This window comes from Spiribacter sp. SSL99 (assembly GCF_009805925.1).
In the GTDB taxonomy this organism is placed as follows: Bacteria; Pseudomonadota; Gammaproteobacteria; order Nitrococcales; family Nitrococcaceae; genus Spiribacter; species Spiribacter roseus.
On record NZ_MAOM01000005.1, the window covers coordinates 20110 to 36887 of the forward strand.

16 protein-coding genes are annotated in these 16778 nt (G+C 66.9%); 2 read left to right on the plus strand and 14 right to left on the minus strand.

Annotated features, from left to right (window positions below; all coding sequences use genetic code 11):
• Positions 1-33: 33 nt before the first annotated feature.
• The 9 genes from BA899_RS01395 to deoD all read right to left on the minus strand — a co-directional run bounded on the left by BA899_RS01395 (position 34) and on the right by deoD (position 9323).
• Positions 34-561, minus strand: coding sequence for a zinc ribbon-containing protein (locus tag BA899_RS01395; RefSeq protein WP_069134077.1), 528 nt, complete (start codon positions 559-561; stop codon positions 34-36).
• A gap of 66 nt (positions 562-627) precedes the next feature.
• Positions 628-2097, minus strand: coding sequence for an apolipoprotein N-acyltransferase (lnt, locus tag BA899_RS01400; RefSeq protein WP_159299521.1), 1470 nt, complete (start codon positions 2095-2097; stop codon positions 628-630).
• The gene (locus BA899_RS01405) at positions 2085-2942 is read right to left on the minus strand and encodes an HlyC/CorC family transporter (protein WP_069134076.1); all 858 of its coding nucleotides are present in this window, start codon (positions 2940-2942) and stop codon (positions 2085-2087) included. Before BA899_RS01405 ends, lnt begins: the two co-directional genes overlap by 13 nt.
• A complete protein-coding gene (ybeY, locus tag BA899_RS01410) occupies positions 2939-3400 on the minus strand; it encodes an rRNA maturation RNase YbeY (protein WP_159299522.1) in 462 nt (153 codons plus the stop codon). Before ybeY ends, BA899_RS01405 begins: the two co-directional genes overlap by 4 nt.
• A 6-nt stretch (positions 3401-3406) precedes the next feature.
• Entirely contained in the window at positions 3407-4423 is a 1017-nt protein-coding gene (locus BA899_RS01415; protein ID WP_235011849.1) for a PhoH family protein, read from the minus strand.
• Entirely contained in the window at positions 4420-5790 is a 1371-nt protein-coding gene (miaB, locus tag BA899_RS01420) for a tRNA (N6-isopentenyl adenosine(37)-C2)-methylthiotransferase MiaB (protein ID WP_144347973.1), read from the minus strand. Before miaB ends, BA899_RS01415 begins: the two co-directional genes overlap by 4 nt.
• A gap of 12 nt (positions 5791-5802) precedes the next feature.
• Positions 5803-7239 (minus strand): mannose-1-phosphate guanylyltransferase/mannose-6-phosphate isomerase, encoded by a 1437-nt coding sequence (locus BA899_RS01425; RefSeq protein WP_159299523.1) that lies wholly within the window; start codon positions 7237-7239, stop codon positions 5803-5805.
• Positions 7236-8591 carry a UDP-glucose/GDP-mannose dehydrogenase family protein gene (locus BA899_RS01430; RefSeq protein ID WP_159299524.1) on the minus strand — a complete coding sequence of 452 codons (1356 nt, stop codon included), beginning with the start codon at positions 8589-8591 and terminating at the stop codon, positions 7236-7238. The genes BA899_RS01425 and BA899_RS01430 overlap by 4 nt, the downstream gene beginning before the upstream one ends.
• A gap of 18 nt (positions 8592-8609) precedes the next feature.
• Positions 8610-9323 carry a purine-nucleoside phosphorylase gene (gene deoD / locus BA899_RS01435; RefSeq protein ID WP_069134072.1) on the minus strand — a complete coding sequence of 238 codons (714 nt, stop codon included), beginning with the start codon at positions 9321-9323 and terminating at the stop codon, positions 8610-8612.
• A gap of 146 nt (positions 9324-9469) precedes the next feature.
• Here deoD and BA899_RS01440 point away from each other — a divergent pair, with 146 nt between their 5' ends.
• Together BA899_RS01440 and BA899_RS01445 are read left to right on the plus strand one after the other, a co-directional pair.
• Positions 9470-10069: an HAD family hydrolase gene (locus tag BA899_RS01440; protein WP_159299525.1), complete on the plus strand. Its 600-nt coding sequence runs from the start codon at positions 9470-9472 to the stop codon at positions 10067-10069.
• A 1-nt stretch (position 10070) separates the two neighbouring features.
• A complete protein-coding gene (locus BA899_RS01445) occupies positions 10071-12704 on the plus strand; it encodes an AMP-binding protein (protein WP_159299529.1) in 2634 nt (877 codons plus the stop codon).
• A gap of 16 nt (positions 12705-12720) precedes the next feature.
• On the opposite strand, the gene BA899_RS01450 is transcribed toward BA899_RS01445, so the two are convergent.
• The 5 genes from BA899_RS01450 to BA899_RS01470 all read right to left on the minus strand — a co-directional run.
• Positions 12721-13065 carry an addiction module antidote protein gene (locus BA899_RS01450; RefSeq protein ID WP_159299526.1) on the minus strand — a complete coding sequence of 115 codons (345 nt, stop codon included), beginning with the start codon at positions 13063-13065 and terminating at the stop codon, positions 12721-12723.
• A gap of 3 nt (positions 13066-13068) precedes the next feature.
• On the minus strand, positions 13069-13359 hold the full coding sequence (locus tag BA899_RS01455) for a type II toxin-antitoxin system RelE/ParE family toxin (protein ID WP_148122426.1): 291 nt from the start codon (positions 13357-13359) through the stop codon (positions 13069-13071).
• Positions 13360-13511: 152 nt separating this feature from the next.
• Complete coding sequence (gene ssb / locus BA899_RS01460) at positions 13512-13970, minus strand: single-stranded DNA-binding protein (RefSeq protein ID WP_069134068.1); 459 nt, start codon at positions 13968-13970, stop codon at positions 13512-13514.
• 102 nt (positions 13971-14072) lie between these two features.
• The gene (locus BA899_RS01465; protein WP_159299527.1) at positions 14073-15797 is read right to left on the minus strand and encodes a bifunctional sulfate adenylyltransferase/adenylylsulfate kinase; all 1725 of its coding nucleotides are present in this window, start codon (positions 15795-15797) and stop codon (positions 14073-14075) included.
• A partial coding sequence (locus BA899_RS01470; protein WP_159299528.1) for an MFS transporter occupies positions 15794-16778 on the minus strand: 985 nt, incomplete at its 5' end. The genes BA899_RS01465 and BA899_RS01470, both read right to left, overlap by 4 nt.

The following is a 16778-nucleotide window of genomic DNA, read 5'->3' on the forward strand; positions in this document are numbered from 1 at the left end:
ATACCCCGGCGCCGGGCGTGATTGCACCTGCCGTCAGCCCGTCGTCTGGCGCGCGGCCCGCTCGAAACGGCTGCCGTGGCACTTGGGACACGGCGGGATATGACCGGTGCGCTTGAAGTGCAGGACCTCGCCACAGTCGCGGCAGACCAGGGTGCCCGGACCGGTGACCTCGCCGGTGTGATAGCGGGCCGCCGCCTGCAGCTGCCGATTCAGGGCCTGCCACTGCAGCCGGGTCTGATCGGCCACCGACGAAAAGCGATCCCAGATCCAGTTCTCCACCAGCTGCAGGTCCATATGCAGCCAGTCGGCGTAGGTGCCCCGGGCCCTGCCGACGTACTCCGCGGCGTCCTCAAGGTCGCGCTGCAGCCACTCGGCCACGCGGTCGGCCTCCTCCCGGGTCAGTTCGCCCAGGGCCACACTGCGCTCGCGGGCGGCGTCCAGCGCCTCGTGAAAGCCTTTTTCCACGGCGTCGCCGGTGCTCTCCAGGCGCTCGCGAACACGCTCAAGCATGCGCTCATAACCGTGGACTTCGTGATCCCGCGGTTGCTCGTTGTCAGTCATTGCCCTCACTCCTCGGTGGCGTTCTGCGTGCAGTCTAACGGCTTCGCCGGGGTAACGGCGAATCACCTATCGCCGGCGCCGGCGCAGCAGCAGCCCCCCCATGCCGGCGAGAACCAGCCCCACCAGCGGCCAGTCGCCGGCGCGCCCATAGGGTGTGGTGCCCTGATAGGGCTGAACCGTGGCCGTCAGGACCGCCGCCTCGAACAGCGGCCCCATCCGGCGCAGCCCGCCATCCGCACCGATGATCGCGGACACCCCGGTGTTGGTGGCGCGGATCATTTCACGCCCGGTCTCAAGGGCGCGCATCCGCGCCATCTGCAGGTGCTGCCAGGGGGCGCTCGAGTGGCCGAACCAGGCATCGTTACTGACGTTGAGCAACAGATCGGCGGCGGGCAGGGCCGCGGCCACCTCGGCCCCGAAGGTGACCTCATAGCAGATGCTCACGCCCAGCGCGTGGCCGGCGGCGGTGAGCGGCGCCGCCGAGCGCCCGGCAGTGAAATCGCCCAACGGCGTGCCGACAAAATCCAGAATGCCGCCCGCGATATCGCGAAACGGCACATATTCACCGAATGGCACCAGATGGCGCTTGAAGTAGTAACGCGGGGGCTCGCCGGCCACCACGACGGCGTTGTAACGTCGGTCGCCCCGGGCCACCGGTGCGCCCAGAACCAGCTCGCTGCCGGCCGCCCGCGCCTCCCGGGCTAGTGGATCGAGCCACTGCCGTGCCTGACGATAGAACACCGGCAGGGCGGTTTCGGGCCAGATGATCAGGTCATCACCCAGCCGGGCGCGGCTCATCTGCAGATACTCGCGCAGAATCGCCCCGCGCTCATCCGGATCCCATTTACGGGCCTGATCGATGTTGCCCTGCAGGATCGACACGCTGAGGGGGGCGTCGACGGGCCGCGTCCACTCATCATCCAGCGCCCAGGCGGCCGCCGCGATCAGCGCGACCGCCCCCAGGGCCAGACCGGCCCGCTGAGGTCGCGGCGAGACAATGGCATCAGCCAGCACGCCGGCGATGAGCACGACCGCCAGACTCACCCCATAAACCCCTGCCACCGGGGCCAGCGCCGCCAGGGGGGTGTCGATCTGGGTGTAACCCACGCTCAGCCAGGTGGCGCCGGTGGCCAGCCAACTGCGCACCCACTCGATCGCCACCCACACCAGGGGAAGCGCCAGCAGCCGGGTGCGGCGGCGATCGCCCGCGCCCAGCCACCAGCCGCCGGCCAGCGCCAGCGTGGGGATGAGCGCGAACAGCGCCACCAGAACCCCCGTGGCCACGCCGCCCGCCAGCGGCCCACCCCCGTAGTCGGCGATGCTGTGATAGATCCAGTACACACCGCTGCCGGCATAGCCGAGGCCGAAGGCGTAGGCGGTGGCGAGCACGGCCCGCAGCGAGGACAGCACCGAGACGGCGGCGAAGATCGCGGCCAGCGTGACGAACGGGGTCCAGATCCAGTCGAACGGTGCGAAGCCCAGCGACAGAAGGCCGCCCGCCGCCAGCGCCAGCGGCAGACGGATCAGTCGCGACATGCCGGCTGCGGGGTCACCATCAGCAGGTGCAGTCGACGACTGTCGGCCCGCACCACATCAAAGCGCAGATCTTCGAGGACCAGGTGCTCGCCACGTCGCGGAACGCGGCCGAAGCCGTTGGCCACGACCCCACCAATGGTGTCGAACTCCTCATCGCTGAATGCCGTGCCGAAATGATCATTGAAGGTCTCAATGGGCGTCAGCGCCTTGACCACGGTCTGGCCATCGTCGGTGCGGTTGAGAATCCAGGCGTCGTCATCCAGGTCGTGCTCGTCATCGATCTCGCCGACGATCTGTTCGATGACATCCTCGATGGTCACGATCCCGGCCAGACCGCCGTATTCATCGACCACGATCGCCAGGTGATTGCGGCTTTCCTGAAAGAGCTTGAGCAGGGCGTCAAGGCGTTTGCTCTCGGGCACGAACAGCGCCGGGCGCAGCAGTTCGCGGAGCTGGAACTCGCGCTGATGCTGGGGATCGAGATAGGGCAGCAGATCCTTGGCGATGAGGATGCCGATGACGTCATCGCGGTTATCGCCGGTGACCGGAAAGCGCGAGTGGCCACTCTCGATGATCGCCGGCAGCAGGTCCCAGACCGATTCCGAGCGGCGCAGCAACGAGACCTTGGAGCGCGGGATCATCACATCGCGCACCTGCAGCTCGGCGACATGCAGCACGCCTTCGCACATCGACAGCGCATCGGCGTCGAGGATGCCATGCTGGTGGGCGGCGCGGAGCGTTTCGACCACGTCGTCGCGGCTCTGGGGGTCCTGACCGCCCAGGGCCCTGCCGATGCGCATGAGCCAGGTTTTCTGTCCGACCGGCGCGGACGATCCGTCGCTCATGCCGGGGTCAGCTCTGATTGATAGGGGTCGTCGTAACCCAGCTGCGCCATGATGCCGCGCTCTTCCGCCTCCATGGTATCCGCCTCTACGCTATCCATGTGATCGAAGCCTAGCAAGTGAAGCACGCCGTGGACGGTGAGATGCGCCCAGTGTGCCGATGCCGTCTTGCCCTGGGCGTCGGCCTCGCGCCGGACGACCGGCGCGCAGATCACCAGATCCCCCAGCAGGGGTAGCTCGACGCCCTCGGGCAGGTCGGCGGGAAACGACAGGACGTTGGTGGGCCGGTCGTGGCCGCGATAATCCCGGTTGAGGGCCTGGCTCTCGGGCTCGTCCACCAGCCGGACCGCCATTTCCCAGTCGTCGCGGCGGCCGGCCAGCGCCGCGGCGATCCAACGCTCGAAGTCACCGGTCCCGGGCACCGATTCGTCGGTGACACACTGCAGATCAAGATGGCGCATGACGGGTCAGTCGTTGCTTGAATCGTCGGTATGGCGATCGTAGGCGCGCACGATGCGCTGCACCAGATCGTGGCGGACGACATCGCGGGCGTTGAAGAAGGTGAAACTGACCCCCTCGACCTCGTGGAGCACGTCCACGGCATCCCGCAGCCCCGAGGTCTTGCCGGCGGGCAGGTCGATCTGGGTGACATCGCCGGTGACCACGGCGGTGGAGCCAAAGCCGAGGCGCGTGAGGAACATCTTCATCTGCTCGACCGTGGTGTTCTGCGCCTCGTCGAGGATGATGAACGCGCCGTTCAGCGTCCGCCCGCGCATATAGGCCAGCGGCGCGACCTCGATGACGTTGCGCTCGATCAGCTTATTGACCCGCTCAAAGCCGAGCATTTCGAACAGCGCGTCATACAGCGGCCGCAGATAGGGATCCACCTTCTGCGCCAGATCGCCGGGCAGGAACCCCAGTCGCTCGCCCGCCTCGACCGCCGGGCGGACCAGCACCAGCCGCTCGACCCGGTCCTGCTGCAGCGCTTCCACCGCGCAGGCCACGGCCAGATAGGTCTTGCCGGTGCCCGCCGGTCCGATCCCAAAGGTCAGATCGCAGCGCTGAATGGCGGCCAGATAGCCGCGCTGATTGGGGCCGCGCCCCCGGATCAGCCCCTTGCGGGTGGGGATGGAGACATCGTCATCCACGGGCCCATCAGGGGTCGGCTGATCACCGGCTGCCGCCGGCGGGGTGTCTTCGGCCTCCGCCTCGGCGCTGCGCAGCTGCAGGTGCACATGCTCGGCGCCAATGGACTCGCGGGGTGTCTGACGATAGAGCGCCCGCACCACATCCCGGGCCACATCGGTGGCCGCCTCGTCGCCGATGATGCGAAAGCGATGGCCGCGGTTCTCGATCTCCACACCCAGACGGCGTTCGAGCTGACGCAGGTTTTCATCGAACTGCCCGCAGAGATTGGCCAACCGGTCGTTGTCCGCCGGTGTCAGGGTAAAGTCCACTGCCTCGGCCGTGCCTCGCCCGATCAAGCTGACTCCACCGCGGCCAGATCCGGTTCAAGCTGCGTGTCGATATCCACCAGCTCGCCGCGCAGCGAATGGGCCAGTGCCTCGGTGATGCGCACCTGGACGAAGCGGCCGATCAGCCGCGGATTGCCCGGGAAGTTGACCACCCGGTTGTTCTGGGTGCGGCCCTTGATCTCGTTGGAATCCTTGCGCGAAAGACCATCCACCAGCACCGACTCGACCCGCCCGACCATGGCTTCGCTGATCGCCCGGGCATTCTCGTCAAGGCGTGCCTGCAGGCGCTTGAGCCGTGCCTTCTTGGCTTCCGGCGGGGTGGCATCGGGCAATTGCGCGGCGGGTGTTCCCGGGCGCCGCGAGAAAATGAAACTGAACGACTGGTCGAACCCGACCTGCTCGACCAGATCCATGGTGTCTTCAAAATCGCGATCCATCTCGCCGGGGAAGCCGATGATGAAATCCGACGACAGGGTTATGTCGGGGCGCGCGGCCCGCAGCCGCGTCACCAGATCGAGGAAGTGATCACGACCGTGATTGCGCTTCATCAGCGCCAGGACATTATCGGAGCCGCTCTGGACCGGCAGATGCAGATGATTGACCAGCTCCGGGACCTCGGCATAGGCATCCACTAACGCCTGGTTGAAGTCGAGCGGATGCGAGGTGGTGAAACGGATGCGATCGATGCCGTCGATGGCGGCGATGTAATGGATCAGCAGCGCCAGGTCCGCGGCCTCGCCCATGGGACCCTCGGCCGCATAGCCATTGACGTTCTGCCCCAGCAGAGTGACCTCGCGCACCCCCTGCTCGGCCAGCTCGGCGCATTCCGCGAGCACGTCGTCGAACGGGCGGCTGATCTCCTCGCCGCGGGTGTAGGGCACCACGCAGAAACTGCAGTACTTGCTGCAGCCCTCCATGATCGAGACAAAGGCCGTGGGACCCTCCGCCCGGGCCTCGGGCAGCCGGTCGAACTTCTCGATTTCGGGGAAGCTGACATCCACCACCGCCCGTCGACTCTCGCGGGCCCGAGTGACCATGTCCGGCAGGCGATGAAGGGTCTGCGGACCGAACACCATGTCGACGTAGGGCGCACGCTCGACGATGGCGGCCCCCTCCTGACTGGCGACACATCCGCCCACACCGATCAGCAGATCCGGGTGGTCGTCTTTCAGTGCCCGCCAGCGCCCGAGCTCGGAGAACACCTTCTCCTGGGCCTTCTCGCGGATCGAACAGGTATTCAGCAGGATCACATCCGCCTCTTCCGGCGTCCTGACCCGCTCATAATCGCCTTCGGCCGCCAGCACATCCACCATCTTGATGGAATCGTACTCGTTCATCTGGCAGCCGTGAGTCCGCACATATACTCGTTGTGTCATGGGGGCAGAATACTAGCGCCCATACCGATCCTCAATGCGCACGATGTCGTCCTCGCCCAGATAGCTGCCGGATTGCACTTCCACCAGCTCGAGCGGGATCATGCCGGGGTTCTCCAGCCGGTGGACGGTCCCCAGCGGGATGTAAGTGGACTGATCCTCGCCCAGCAAGAACTCCTCATCACCGCGGGTCACACGGGCTGTGCCCTGAACGACCACCCAGTGCTCGGCGCGGTGGTGATGCATCTGCAGCGACAGCCGCGAGCCGGGATGGACGATGATGCGCTTGACCTGAAAGCGCGCCGCCCGCACCAACCCCTCGTAGCTGCCCCAGGGACGGTGGACCTCACGATGTTCGAGCGCCTCGGACCGACCATCCGCCCGCAGCTGCTCGACAATGCCCTTGACCGCATGCACCTGGCCGCGCGGTGCCACCAGCACCGAATCGGCGGTCTCGACCACCACATGGTCCTCGAGTCCGACGGTGGCGACCAGCCGGCTTTCGGCCCGCACGTAATTGTTGTGGCTGTCACGGGTCAGGACATCCCCCATCAGGGCGTTACCGGCCGCATCCCGCTCGGCGGCCTCCATCAGCGTCGCCCACGAGCCCAGATCACTCCAGCCGGCATCCAGCGCCAGCGTGACGGCCGCGTCAGTGGGCTCCATGACCGCATAGTCAATGGACTCGGCCGGACAGCGCTCGAAGGCGGCCGCGTCCAGGCGGACAAAATCCATGTCCTGCTCGGCCCCGGCCACCGCCGCCTCGCAGGCCTCGAGAATGGCCGGAGCGTGGGTCCGGAGGGCCTGCAGATAGGCCGACGCGCGCATGACGAACATGCCCGAGTTCCAGTAGAACCGTCCGCTGTCGAGGTAGGCCCGCGCGGTCTCGGCATCGGGCTTTTCGACGAATTGGCGCACGGCGCGGGCCGGGCCGCCCCCCACGGTCTCGCCGGCCTCGATGTAGCCATAGCCCGTCTCAGGTCGGTGGGGGACCACGCCAAAGGTCACCAGTCCGCCGGCATGGGCGGCCTCGATGGCCTGGGTCACCGCCTCACGCAGGTGGGCCGGCTGCGCCACCAGGTGGTCCGCCGGAAACACCGCGAGAATGGCATCGTCACTGGTCTGCAGGGCCTGCAGCGCGGCCACGGCCACCGCGGGCGCGGTATTGCGGCCCACCGGCTCGAGCAGGATACGGGCGGTGCCCAGCGGGCTGTCACGCAGCTGCTCGGCCACCAGAAAGCGATGCGCCTGGTTGCAGACCACCATGGGCGCGGCCAGCCCCGGCAGATCGACCAGCCGCTCCAGGGTCTGCTGGACCAGTGTCCGCCCACCGGCGGCGACATCCAGGAACTGCTTGGGATAGGCCTCGCGCGACAGCGGCCAGAGCCGCGAGCCGACGCCGCCCGACAGAATGACCGGATGGATGGGCAGTGACGGCGACGCCGAGCTCATGCCCCGGCTCCGCCCGCCGCCGGTGCCACCGGTGGACGACCGATGGCGTAATAATGAAAGCCCCGGCTGGCGAGCGGTGCCGGCTCGTAGAGGTTGCGCCCGTCGACGATCACCGGCTCGTTCAGGCGCGCCCGGATGAGATCAAAATCCGGGCTCCGGAACTGATTCCACTCGGTCAGGATGACCAATGCGTCGCAGCCCTCCAGCGCCGCCTCAGGGCTGTCGCAGAGCGTGAAACCCGGGCGGTCGCCGTACAGCCGCCGCGCCTCGTCCATGGCCTTGGGGTCGAAGGCCTGCACCGAGGCGCCGGCCTCCCACAAGGACTCCATCAGGCGACGGCTGGCGGCCTCGCGCATGTCATCGGTGTTGGGCTTGAAGGCAAGCCCCCAGAGCGCGAAGCGGCGCCCGGCCAGATCGCCACCGAAATGCTCGCGCAGGCGATTGAACAGGTAGTGCTTCTGGCGATCATTGACCTCTTCCACCGCCTGCAGCAACTGCGGGACATAGTCGACGTCATGGGCCGTCCGGGCCAGCGCCTGCACATCCTTGGGAAAGCACGATCCACCGTATCCGGCGCCGGGGTAGATGAAGTGATAGCCGATCCGGGGATCGGCGCCGATGCCGATCCGCACGCGCTCGATATCCGCCCCGACCCGGTCGGCGATGTTGGCGAGCTCGTTCATGAAGCTGATCTTGGTGGCGAGCATCGCGTTGGCGGCATACTTGGTCAGCTCGGCGGAGCGCACATCCATGCTGATCAGGCGATCGTGGTTGCGGTTGAACGGCGCGTAGAGGCTGTGCAGCTTCTCCCGCGCCACCGCATCATCGCAGCCGACGATGACCCGCTCGGGCTTCATGAAGTCATCGATGGCCGCGCCTTCCTTCAGGAACTCGGGGTTCGAGACCACCGCGTACGGCACCCGGGCGCCGCGCTCGCGCAGGCGATGGTCCACCGCCTCGCGGACCCGATCCGCCGTGCCCACCGGGACCGTCGACTTATCGACAATCACCCGCTCGTCATCCATCCACGTCGCGATGGTGTCGGCCACGGACAGCACATGCCGCAGATCGGCCGAGCCATCCTCATCCGGCGGCGTCCCCACCGCAATGAACTGGAACTCCCCGTGCTGCACCGCCGCCTGGGCGTCGGTGGTGAACTGCAGCCGACCCTCGGCGCGGTTGCGCGCCACCATCGACTCGAGCCCCGGCTCGTAGATGGGCATTTCGCCGCGGTTGAGCTGCTCGATCTTATCGGCATTGACGTCCACGCAGATGACATCATTGCCCACCTCGGCAAAGCAGGCGCCGGTCACAAGCCCCACATAGCCGGTCCCGAAAATACTGACTCGCATCCCTGCCCTCCGCTGGCGTCAGTGCGCGTTGGCGGCGGCTTCCAGCGCCACCTGCATCATTTCGTGAAAACTGTTCTGGCGCTCATCGGCGCTGGTCGATGTGCCGCTCACGACATGATCGCTGACCGTGAGCACGCTGACCGCCCGTTTGCCGGTCTCGGCGGCCACGCCGTAGAGCCCGGCCGCTTCCATCTCCACGGCCAGAATGCCGTGGGCCTTCAGCGTGTCGAAGAAATTGGCGCGCGGATTGTAGAAAAGCTCCGAAGAAAAGACATTGCCCACCTGCGGGGCAATGCCCGCCTTGCGGGCCGCGTTCACGGTGGCCTCGAGCAGGCCGTAATCGGCAATGGCGGCGAAGTCGTCGCCGGCGAGCCGGGTGCGGTTGACGCTCGAGTCGGTGGACGCGCCCATCGCCACGATGATGTCGCGCACCTTGACCGTCGGGCTGATCCCGCCGCAGGTCCCCACACGGATGATCTTCTCGACGTTGTACTGAGTGTAGAGCTCGAAGGCGTAGATCGACATCGACGGGATCCCCATGCCCGAGCCCATCACCGAGACCGGCGTGTCGCCGTAGCGGCCGGTGAACCCGAGCATATTGCGGGTGTCAGTCACCGTCTTCACGTCTTCGAGGTAATGGTCGGCAATCACTTTTGCCCGCAGGGGGTCACCCGGCATGAGGACGGTTTCGGCAAAGTCGCCCGGTTCAGCACTGATGTGCGGGGTTGCCATGGCATGTGCTCCTTTGGCTCGGTGTCGATCTGAAAGCCTTCAGACTTTACCCACCCGGCGCCGCGCTGACCAGCCGTGGCCATGGCGAATGTACATTCGCACCAGAGTGCCGGCAGAATGCCCGTTCCATTCGCAGGGAAACCGTCATGACCCAACCCCGCCCGCTGGCGCTGTTCGACCTGGATGGCACACTGACCCGACGCGATACGCTGAGTGATCTGCTCTATCACCAGTTCGGCCTGGGTCGCTGCCTGCGCGCCGGCATCAGCCTGGCCCCGCCACTGCTTGGCGTGCCGCTGGGCGTGGTGCATCGCGACCGGGCCAAGGTCGACCTGCTGCGGCACTTTTTTGCGGGAATGACCGACGAGGCGTTCCAGGCGCTGGGCCGGGATTATGCGCTCAACCATCTGGACCGCCTGCTCCGGCCCCAGGCCCGGCAGCGGCTGGACTGGCATCGCCAGGCTGGGCATCGCGTCATCGTCATCTCGGCGTCGGTCCGCGAGTGGATCCAGCCGTGGACGGATTCGCTGGGCATCGAACTGCTCGCCACCGAGCTCGAGCGCCGCAACGGCCGCCTCACCGGCGAACTGGACGGTCCCAACTGCCGCGGGGCCGAGAAAGTCGTGCGCCTGCAGTCACTGCTCGACCCGGCCGATTACCATCCCATCCATGCCTATGGCGATACCGATGGCGACACCGAGATGCTGGCCCTCGCCGATCATGCCGTTTACCGGGGACTGCGCTGAGATGGACGGCAACGCCGAAGGCCTGACGATCCCCGCCCTCATCCGGGCGACACCGGGGACGGCACAACAGCCCGCGGTAATCGCCTACACCGCCACCGGGCCGGTATCCGTTGACTACGATCGCCTTCTGGCCATGGCTGAGGCCCATGCGCGGAGCCTGGGGGACGCCGGACTGGGCCGCGGCGACCGGGTTCTGATCCAGGCCCCCAACAGCATCGAGTGGATCGTCATCGCCCTCGCCACGCTGATCCACGGTGCGGTACTGGTGCCGGTGGATGCCCAGATGAGCCACGATGACCTGGCCCATGTGATCACCGACGCCGATCCCGCGCGGATCTACATCACGCGGGCCCTACGCCCCGCGCTGCCGGATTCCCCCACCGCCGCGCCCATCATCGAGCTCGATTCGCTGGACCTGACGGTGCCCGATGATGCCCCGACGGCGCCGGCGCCGCGGGACGAGCCCGCCGCCGGGGATACCGCCACGCTGTTCTACACCTCGGGCACCACCGGGCCGCCGAAGGGGGTGCCGCTCACCCACGCCAACCTGGTCAGTAATGTCCGTGCCCTGCTTGAGGCCCGTATCGCCGGGTCGGCCGATCGGGTGCTGCTGCCCCTGCCCCTGCACCATGTCTATCCGTTCAGCGTGGGGCTGCTGACGGTGCTCGGCGTTGGCGCGACGCTGATCCTGCCACGATCCCTGGTGGGCCCGCGTATTGCCGAGGCGCTGCGGGCGGGCCGGGCGACCATCCTGCTGGGTGTGCCGCGGCTCTACGAAGCGCTGTGGAGTCGACTCGAGGAACGCCTCGGCGGTCGGCGGCCCTGGCGGCAGCGGCTCTTTCATGCCGCCGTCGGGTTGAGCGAGCGGCTCCAGTCACGGCTTGGCTGGCCGTTGGGGCGCTGGCTGTTCCGACCGGTGATGAAGCGTCTGGCGCCAGCATTACGCCTGGCCGTGAATGGCGGTGCGGCCCTCGATCCGGTCATCGCTCGACGCCTGCAGGGGCTGGGCTGGACCCTGGCGAGCGGCTATGGGCTGACCGAAACAGCGCCGATCCTGACCCTCAACGCACCGGGAGAGGCGCGCCTCGAGACCGCCGGTCGGCCCCTGCCCGGCGTGTCACTGCGCATTGTCGACGGCGAGGTGCGCGCCCGTGGCCCCAACGTCTTCGCCGGTTACTGGCATGGCGCCGTGAACAATGACAAGAGCTTTGACGCCGAGGGCTGGTTCCGCACCGGAGATGGCGGCCGGATCGACAGCGATGGCTACCTGCACCTCAGCGGGCGACTGTCGTCCACCCTGGTGCTGGCGGGCGGCGAGAACATTGATCCGGAGCGCATCGAGCGGGTATTGAACGCACAACCAGCCATCCGCGAGGCGGGCGTGCTGACACACGACGGCCGGCTCGCCGCGGTGATCGTTGCCGCCGACACGGATGATCGCGAGGAGACACGGCAGGCACGGATCAATGAGGCGCTGCGGGCGGCCCGCACTGATCTGCCCACCCATCATGCGATCGGCGAGGTCCGCCTGAGTGTCGATCCCTTGCCCCGGACCCGCCTCGGCAAGCTGCGCCGTCCCCACCTGGCGCGCCTTTTCGAGCGTCTCGGTGGCGATCAGCCAGAGACACGCCAGGCGCCCATCGACACCGAGGCCATGGCACCCGAAGACCAGGCGCTGCTCGCCGATGAAGCCGCGCTGGCGACCTGGCGCTACCTGGCCGGCCGCTTCGCGAACACGCGCCTGACCCCGGACAGCCGACTCCATCAGGATCTGGGACTCGACTCGCTGGGATGGATGGACCTGGGACTGGCGCTGCGGGATCAGATCGGTATCGAGCTCGATGATGCCGCGATTGGCCGGGTGGAAACCGTTCGCGACCTCCTCCAGGAAGTGATCCAGGCCGATCCAGCGGCACTCGCCGCCGAGGGACAGGCACCGGCAACCCTGACCAAGCAGCTGGCCGACCCCGAGGCGCTGCTCGATGAATCATCAACCCGCCTGCTCACACCCCGAGGTCCACTGCGCTACGCCACGGCCCGGCTGGCCCTGGGCGCCTGCCGGCAGCTCAATCGACGCTTCGCCCGGATCGAGGTCGAAGGGGAATGGCCGCAGGACGGCCCATTCCTGATCACCCCGCGGCATGTCAGCGCCTATGACCCCATCGCCCTCACCGAGAGCCTGACCCGCCGGCAGATGGAGCCGTTGTTCTGGGCGGGGTGGACCGGGCTGCTGTTCTCATCGGCCCTGCGCCGCACTTTCAGCCATGTCGCCCGGATTCTGCCGATCGACCCCGGTGCGGCACCACAGCGCAGCCTGGCGCTGGCGGCGGCGGCACTGCAACGCGGTCACTCCCTGGTGTGGTTCCCGGAAGGGCAACGCGGGACGGACGAAGCCCTGCAGCCCCTGCGGCCGGGCATCGGCCTGCTCTTGGCCGCGCATCCCGTCCCCGTCGTTCCCGTGTGGATTGAGGGAACGGAGACTGTGCTACCCGTCGGCCAGCTGATCCCGAGTCACGGAGTGATTCGGATCCGGATCGGCGAGCCGCTCCGTCCTGAGCAGTACGGCAGCGACAGCCGGGCGATCGTCGCGTCGGTCAGCGCGGCGCTAACGGCGCTCGGTGAGCAATCGCAATAGCGATCCGCGAGACTGATCAAGCGTCTCCGGAACGCGCACCAGTAGGCGCTTCTGCCTTGTCGAGGGCCAAGGGCTGCTCATGCACGGGCCGCGTCTCCAGACGCACACCGAGCGCCCAAAGCACACGCGCAATCGTGTCGAAGCGCGGCTGGGCGCCAGGACGCAGCGCCTTGTACAGACTCTCGCGGCCGAGGCCACTCTGCTCAGCGATCTCGCTCATGCCGCGCGCCCGCGCGACGTGATTGATCGCCTCAAGCACCTCGTCGGTGTCGCCCTCAGCCAACGTCTGAGACAGATAATGCGCGATCACTGTCTCGTCATCGAGGAACTCCGCAGGATCGAACAGCCGTGTAGTGGTCATGGCTCAGACCTCTCTAGCCAGTGCCTGCGCTTGTTCGATATCGCGTGACTGGCTGGACTTGTCGCCGGCGCACAGCAAGACAAAGACCGTTGCACCGCGCAATACATAATAGACTCGATAGCCGGGCCCCGTCGGAATCCGCATCTCCCTAACACCACCACCGACTGGCTTTGTATCACCCGGATTGCCTTGCCCGATCCGCTCGACCCGGCGCAACACGGCGGCTTTCCCCTGCGGATCTCGAAGGCGCTTGAGCCAGTCGGCGAAGACTTCCGTTGTCCTCACCTCGATCATAAACTGACAGTATCCAAAAGGATACGGCTACACGAGCAATAGGACACACCCACCCTTCACCCATGCGAGCGAATGTGAGCGCAAATCAGAAGTCTGTTTCAGATTGAGTCGGGAACCGAGTTTCGCGTTGTCGACTGCCACGTGCGGAAGACTCAGAACGGAATGTCGTCGTCGAAGTCGTCCACCGGAGCGGTCTGCGGGGCCGGCTCCTGGCTTGCTGCGGGCGCGGACTGCTTCATGCCAGCACCGGCACCACCGCCCATGCCGCCACCGCCGGCGCCATCGAGCATCTGCATGTCGTTGGCCACGATTTCCGTCGTGTACTTGTCCTGACCGTCCTGGCCCTGCCATTTGCGGGTCTGCAGGCGGCCCTCGATGAAGATCTTCGAGCCCTTTTTCAGGTACTCACCCGCGATCTCGGCCAGGCGCCCGAAGAACACGATGCGATGCCACTCGGTTTTTTCCTGCTGCTCGCCGGTCTGGCGATCCTTCCACTGATCGGTGGTCGCCAGCCGCACATTGGTAATGGCGCTGCCGGCAGCTGAGTAGCGGACCTCGGGATCGGCGCCGAGATTACCGATGAGAATGACTTTGTTGACTCCACGCGCCATGACTGCCTCCGTTGACTGATGAAGCGGGCCCGGTTGGACGCCCGCCATGTGTCTCCACTCTACCCGTTCATGACGGCCAACCAAATGGCGACCGACAACCGGTCACTCCAGATCGATGAAACCCATCGCCTCAATCTTGAGCAGGACCTGCTGGGCGGCCTCCTCAACACTGCAGTCGGTGGTATCGATCCGCAGCGCCGGGCTCTCGGGGACTTCATAGGGATCGTCAATGCCGGTAAAGCCGGTGATCCGGCCTGCCCGGGCCTGGGCGTAGAGCCCCTTACGGTCGCGGCGCTCACACTCCTCAAGTGGCGTGGCGACGTGGATTTCAAGGAACCCGCCATTGGCCGACTCCACCATTTCCCGTACAGCATCGCGGGTGGCCGCATAGGGTGCGATGGGGGCGCAGATGGCGGCACCGCCATTGCGGGTGATCTCGCTGGCGACAAACCCGATCCGGCGGATGTTCAGGTCGCGGTGCGCCTTCGAGAACCCCAGTTCGCTGGACAGATGCTTGCGCACCCGGTCGCCGTCGAGCAGCGTCACCGGCCGTCCTCCACGCTCCATGAGCTTGACCATGACGGCATTGGCGATGGTCGACTTACCCGACCCCGACAACCCGGTGAAGAACAGCGTGAAGCCCTGGCGGGCCCGGGGCGGATAGGTCTTGCGCAGCTCCTCGACCACCTCGGGATAGCCGAACCAGTCCGGGATCTCCAGGCCCTCGCGCATGCGCCGACGGAACTCGGTCCCGGAGATGTTCATCACCGTTTCCGTCGCCTCGTCGACCTCGTCGATGGGGGCGTAACCGGCACGCTCCTGCACATAGACCATCATCCGGAAGGGCACCATCTCAATACCCAGCTCGTCGGCGTGGCGGGTCACCATGTCCTGGGCGTCGTAGGGGCCGTAGAGCTCCTCGCCGTTGCTGTCCTTGCCGGGGCCGGCATGATCGCGGCCGACGATCAGGTGGGTGCAGCCGTAGTTGCGGCGGATGATCGCGTGCCAGACCGCCTCGCGGGGGCCGCCCATGCGCATCGCAAGCGGCAGCAGCGACAGCGCGGTGGTCTGCTCAGGATATTTGTGCAGCACATGCTCATAGCAGCGCACCCGCGAGTAGTGATCGACATCACCGGGCTTGGTCATGCCCACCACCGGGTGGATCAGCAGATTGGCCTCGGCCTGGCGGGCGGCGAGGAAGGTCAGTTCGACATGGGCCCGGTGCATCGGGTTGCGGGTCTGAAAGGCGACGACGCGGCGCCAGCCGTCGCGCCGGAAGCGCTCGCGCAGTTCGGCGGGGGTCAGGCGCAGATGCGTGAAATCGTAGTGCCCCGGCAGGTCCAGCGCCTCCACACGGCCACCGACATACACCGGGTGACTGTGCTCGCGCAGCCAGTACACGGCCGGGTGGGCCGCATCGCGGGTCCCGAACACCTGCTCGGCCTCATGCTCGCGATCGGGGCGCCAGATGTCGTCGACGGTCAGGATCGCCAGAATGACCCCCTCGGGGTCGCGCAGGGCGACGCGCGCACCGGCGCCGAGGGTTTCGGCGAATGCCTCGCTGACATCCAGCGTGACTGGCATGGGCCAGAGGGTGCCATCGGCCAGGCGCATGTCATTGACCACGCCCTCATAGTCCGCCTGCCCCATGAAGCCCTCAAGCGGTGAGAACCCGCCATTGGCCAGCAGTTCAAGGTCACACAGCTGGCGATCGGTGAGATCCCAGCTGGGGTAATCCGCGGCAGCGGTCCGGCGGGCCTGCGCGGTGGTGTCATCCAGTCTCAAGTCCTTGAGTGTGCCGCCGTAGGGCGGGATCAGGTCCGTCATGTCGTCTCCGTTTCAGTGGTTGCGGCCTCGCGATACGACGCCGGTGCGCTCAGGCCAATGGCGGCCATCAGCCAAACCCCGGCCGCCAGTGCGCAGAAAATGAATACCGCGGCAGTGCCATAGGCGCCCTGGATCGCGCCGCCGAGCACACCGCCCAGAAAGGCCCCCATGAACTGGGCCGTGGAGTACACCCCCAGCGCTGTGCCCCGCAGCCCCTCGGGGGCGAACCGGGTCAGCAGCGAGGGCAGGCTGGCCTCGAGGGTGTTGAAGCCCACAAAGAACAGCCACAACCCCAGCAGAAACGCCGGCAGGGAATGACTGAAACCGGCCAGCACCAGGTCGGCGACGATCACGATCACGGCGACCACCGCCAGCAGTCGATGCAGAATGCGGCGCCGCTCACCGATACTGATCATCGCGCCCATGCCCAGCACCGAGAGCAACAGCACCGGGATATACACCATCCAGTGGTCATCACCGGCGATACCGAGGCGTGACTCGAGCACCACGGGCAGCACCACGAAACTGGCGGTAAGAATCAGATGCAGCACCAGCACACCCAGATCGAGCCGCAGCAGATCAGGGTTGCGCAACACCACGGGCAGGCCGCCGGCGCGGGCATTGACCTCGGGCCGGAACGTGGCCTCGCCGCCGGCGGGGACCAGTCCGTAGAGCAGCGCCACTGCCAGCAGCGCAAACCCGGCGGTAGCCCAGAACACCCCGCCAAGCCCCGCCTGACCGGCAATCGCCGGTCCCGCCACCAGGGCAATCATGAAGGCCGCGCCCACGCTGATACCGATCAGTGCCATGGCCTTGGTGCGCTGACGGTCGCGGGTCAGATCGGCGGCCAGTGCCATCACCGCCGCGGCAATCGCCCCACAACCCTGCAGCGCGCGGCCCAGGATGACCCCGTGAATGGTCTCGGCCTCGGCCGCCACCCCGCTGCCGACGGCGAAGATCAGCAACCCGAACACGATGACC

Bases quoted from the DNA above. Each gene is read 5' to 3' on its own strand.
- BA899_RS01445 (WP_159299529.1), top strand. From the start codon at position 10,071: ATGGACGGCAACGCCGAAGGCCTGACGATCCCCGCCCTCATCCGGGCG.
- ssb (WP_069134068.1), bottom strand. From the start codon at position 13,970: ATGGCGCGTGGAGTCAACAAAGTCATTCTCATCGGTAATCTCGGCGCC.
- BA899_RS01430 (WP_159299524.1), bottom strand. From the start codon at position 8,591: ATGCGAGTCAGTATTTTCGGGACCGGCTATGTGGGGCTTGTGACCGGC.
- BA899_RS01405 (WP_069134076.1), bottom strand. From the start codon at position 2,942: ATGAGCGACGGATCGTCCGCGCCGGTCGGACAGAAAACCTGGCTCATG.
- miaB (WP_144347973.1), bottom strand. From the start codon at position 5,790: ATGACACAACGAGTATATGTGCGGACTCACGGCTGCCAGATGAACGAG.
- BA899_RS01450 (WP_159299526.1), bottom strand. From the start codon at position 13,065: ATGACCACTACACGGCTGTTCGATCCTGCGGAGTTCCTCGATGACGAG.
- lnt (WP_159299521.1), bottom strand. From the start codon at position 2,097: ATGTCGCGACTGATCCGTCTGCCGCTGGCGCTGGCGGCGGGCGGCCTT.
- BA899_RS01455 (WP_148122426.1), bottom strand. From the start codon at position 13,359: ATGATCGAGGTGAGGACAACGGAAGTCTTCGCCGACTGGCTCAAGCGC.
- ybeY (WP_159299522.1), bottom strand. From the start codon at position 3,400: ATGCGCCATCTTGATCTGCAGTGTGTCACCGACGAATCGGTGCCCGGG.
- BA899_RS01440 (WP_159299525.1), top strand. From the start codon at position 9,470: ATGACCCAACCCCGCCCGCTGGCGCTGTTCGACCTGGATGGCACACTG.
- deoD (WP_069134072.1), bottom strand. From the start codon at position 9,323: ATGGCAACCCCGCACATCAGTGCTGAACCGGGCGACTTTGCCGAAACC.
- BA899_RS01465 (WP_159299527.1), bottom strand. From the start codon at position 15,797: ATGACGGACCTGATCCCGCCCTACGGCGGCACACTCAAGGACTTGAGA.
- BA899_RS01395 (WP_069134077.1), bottom strand. From the start codon at position 561: ATGACTGACAACGAGCAACCGCGGGATCACGAAGTCCACGGTTATGAG.
- BA899_RS01425 (WP_159299523.1), bottom strand. From the start codon at position 7,239: ATGAGCTCGGCGTCGCCGTCACTGCCCATCCATCCGGTCATTCTGTCG.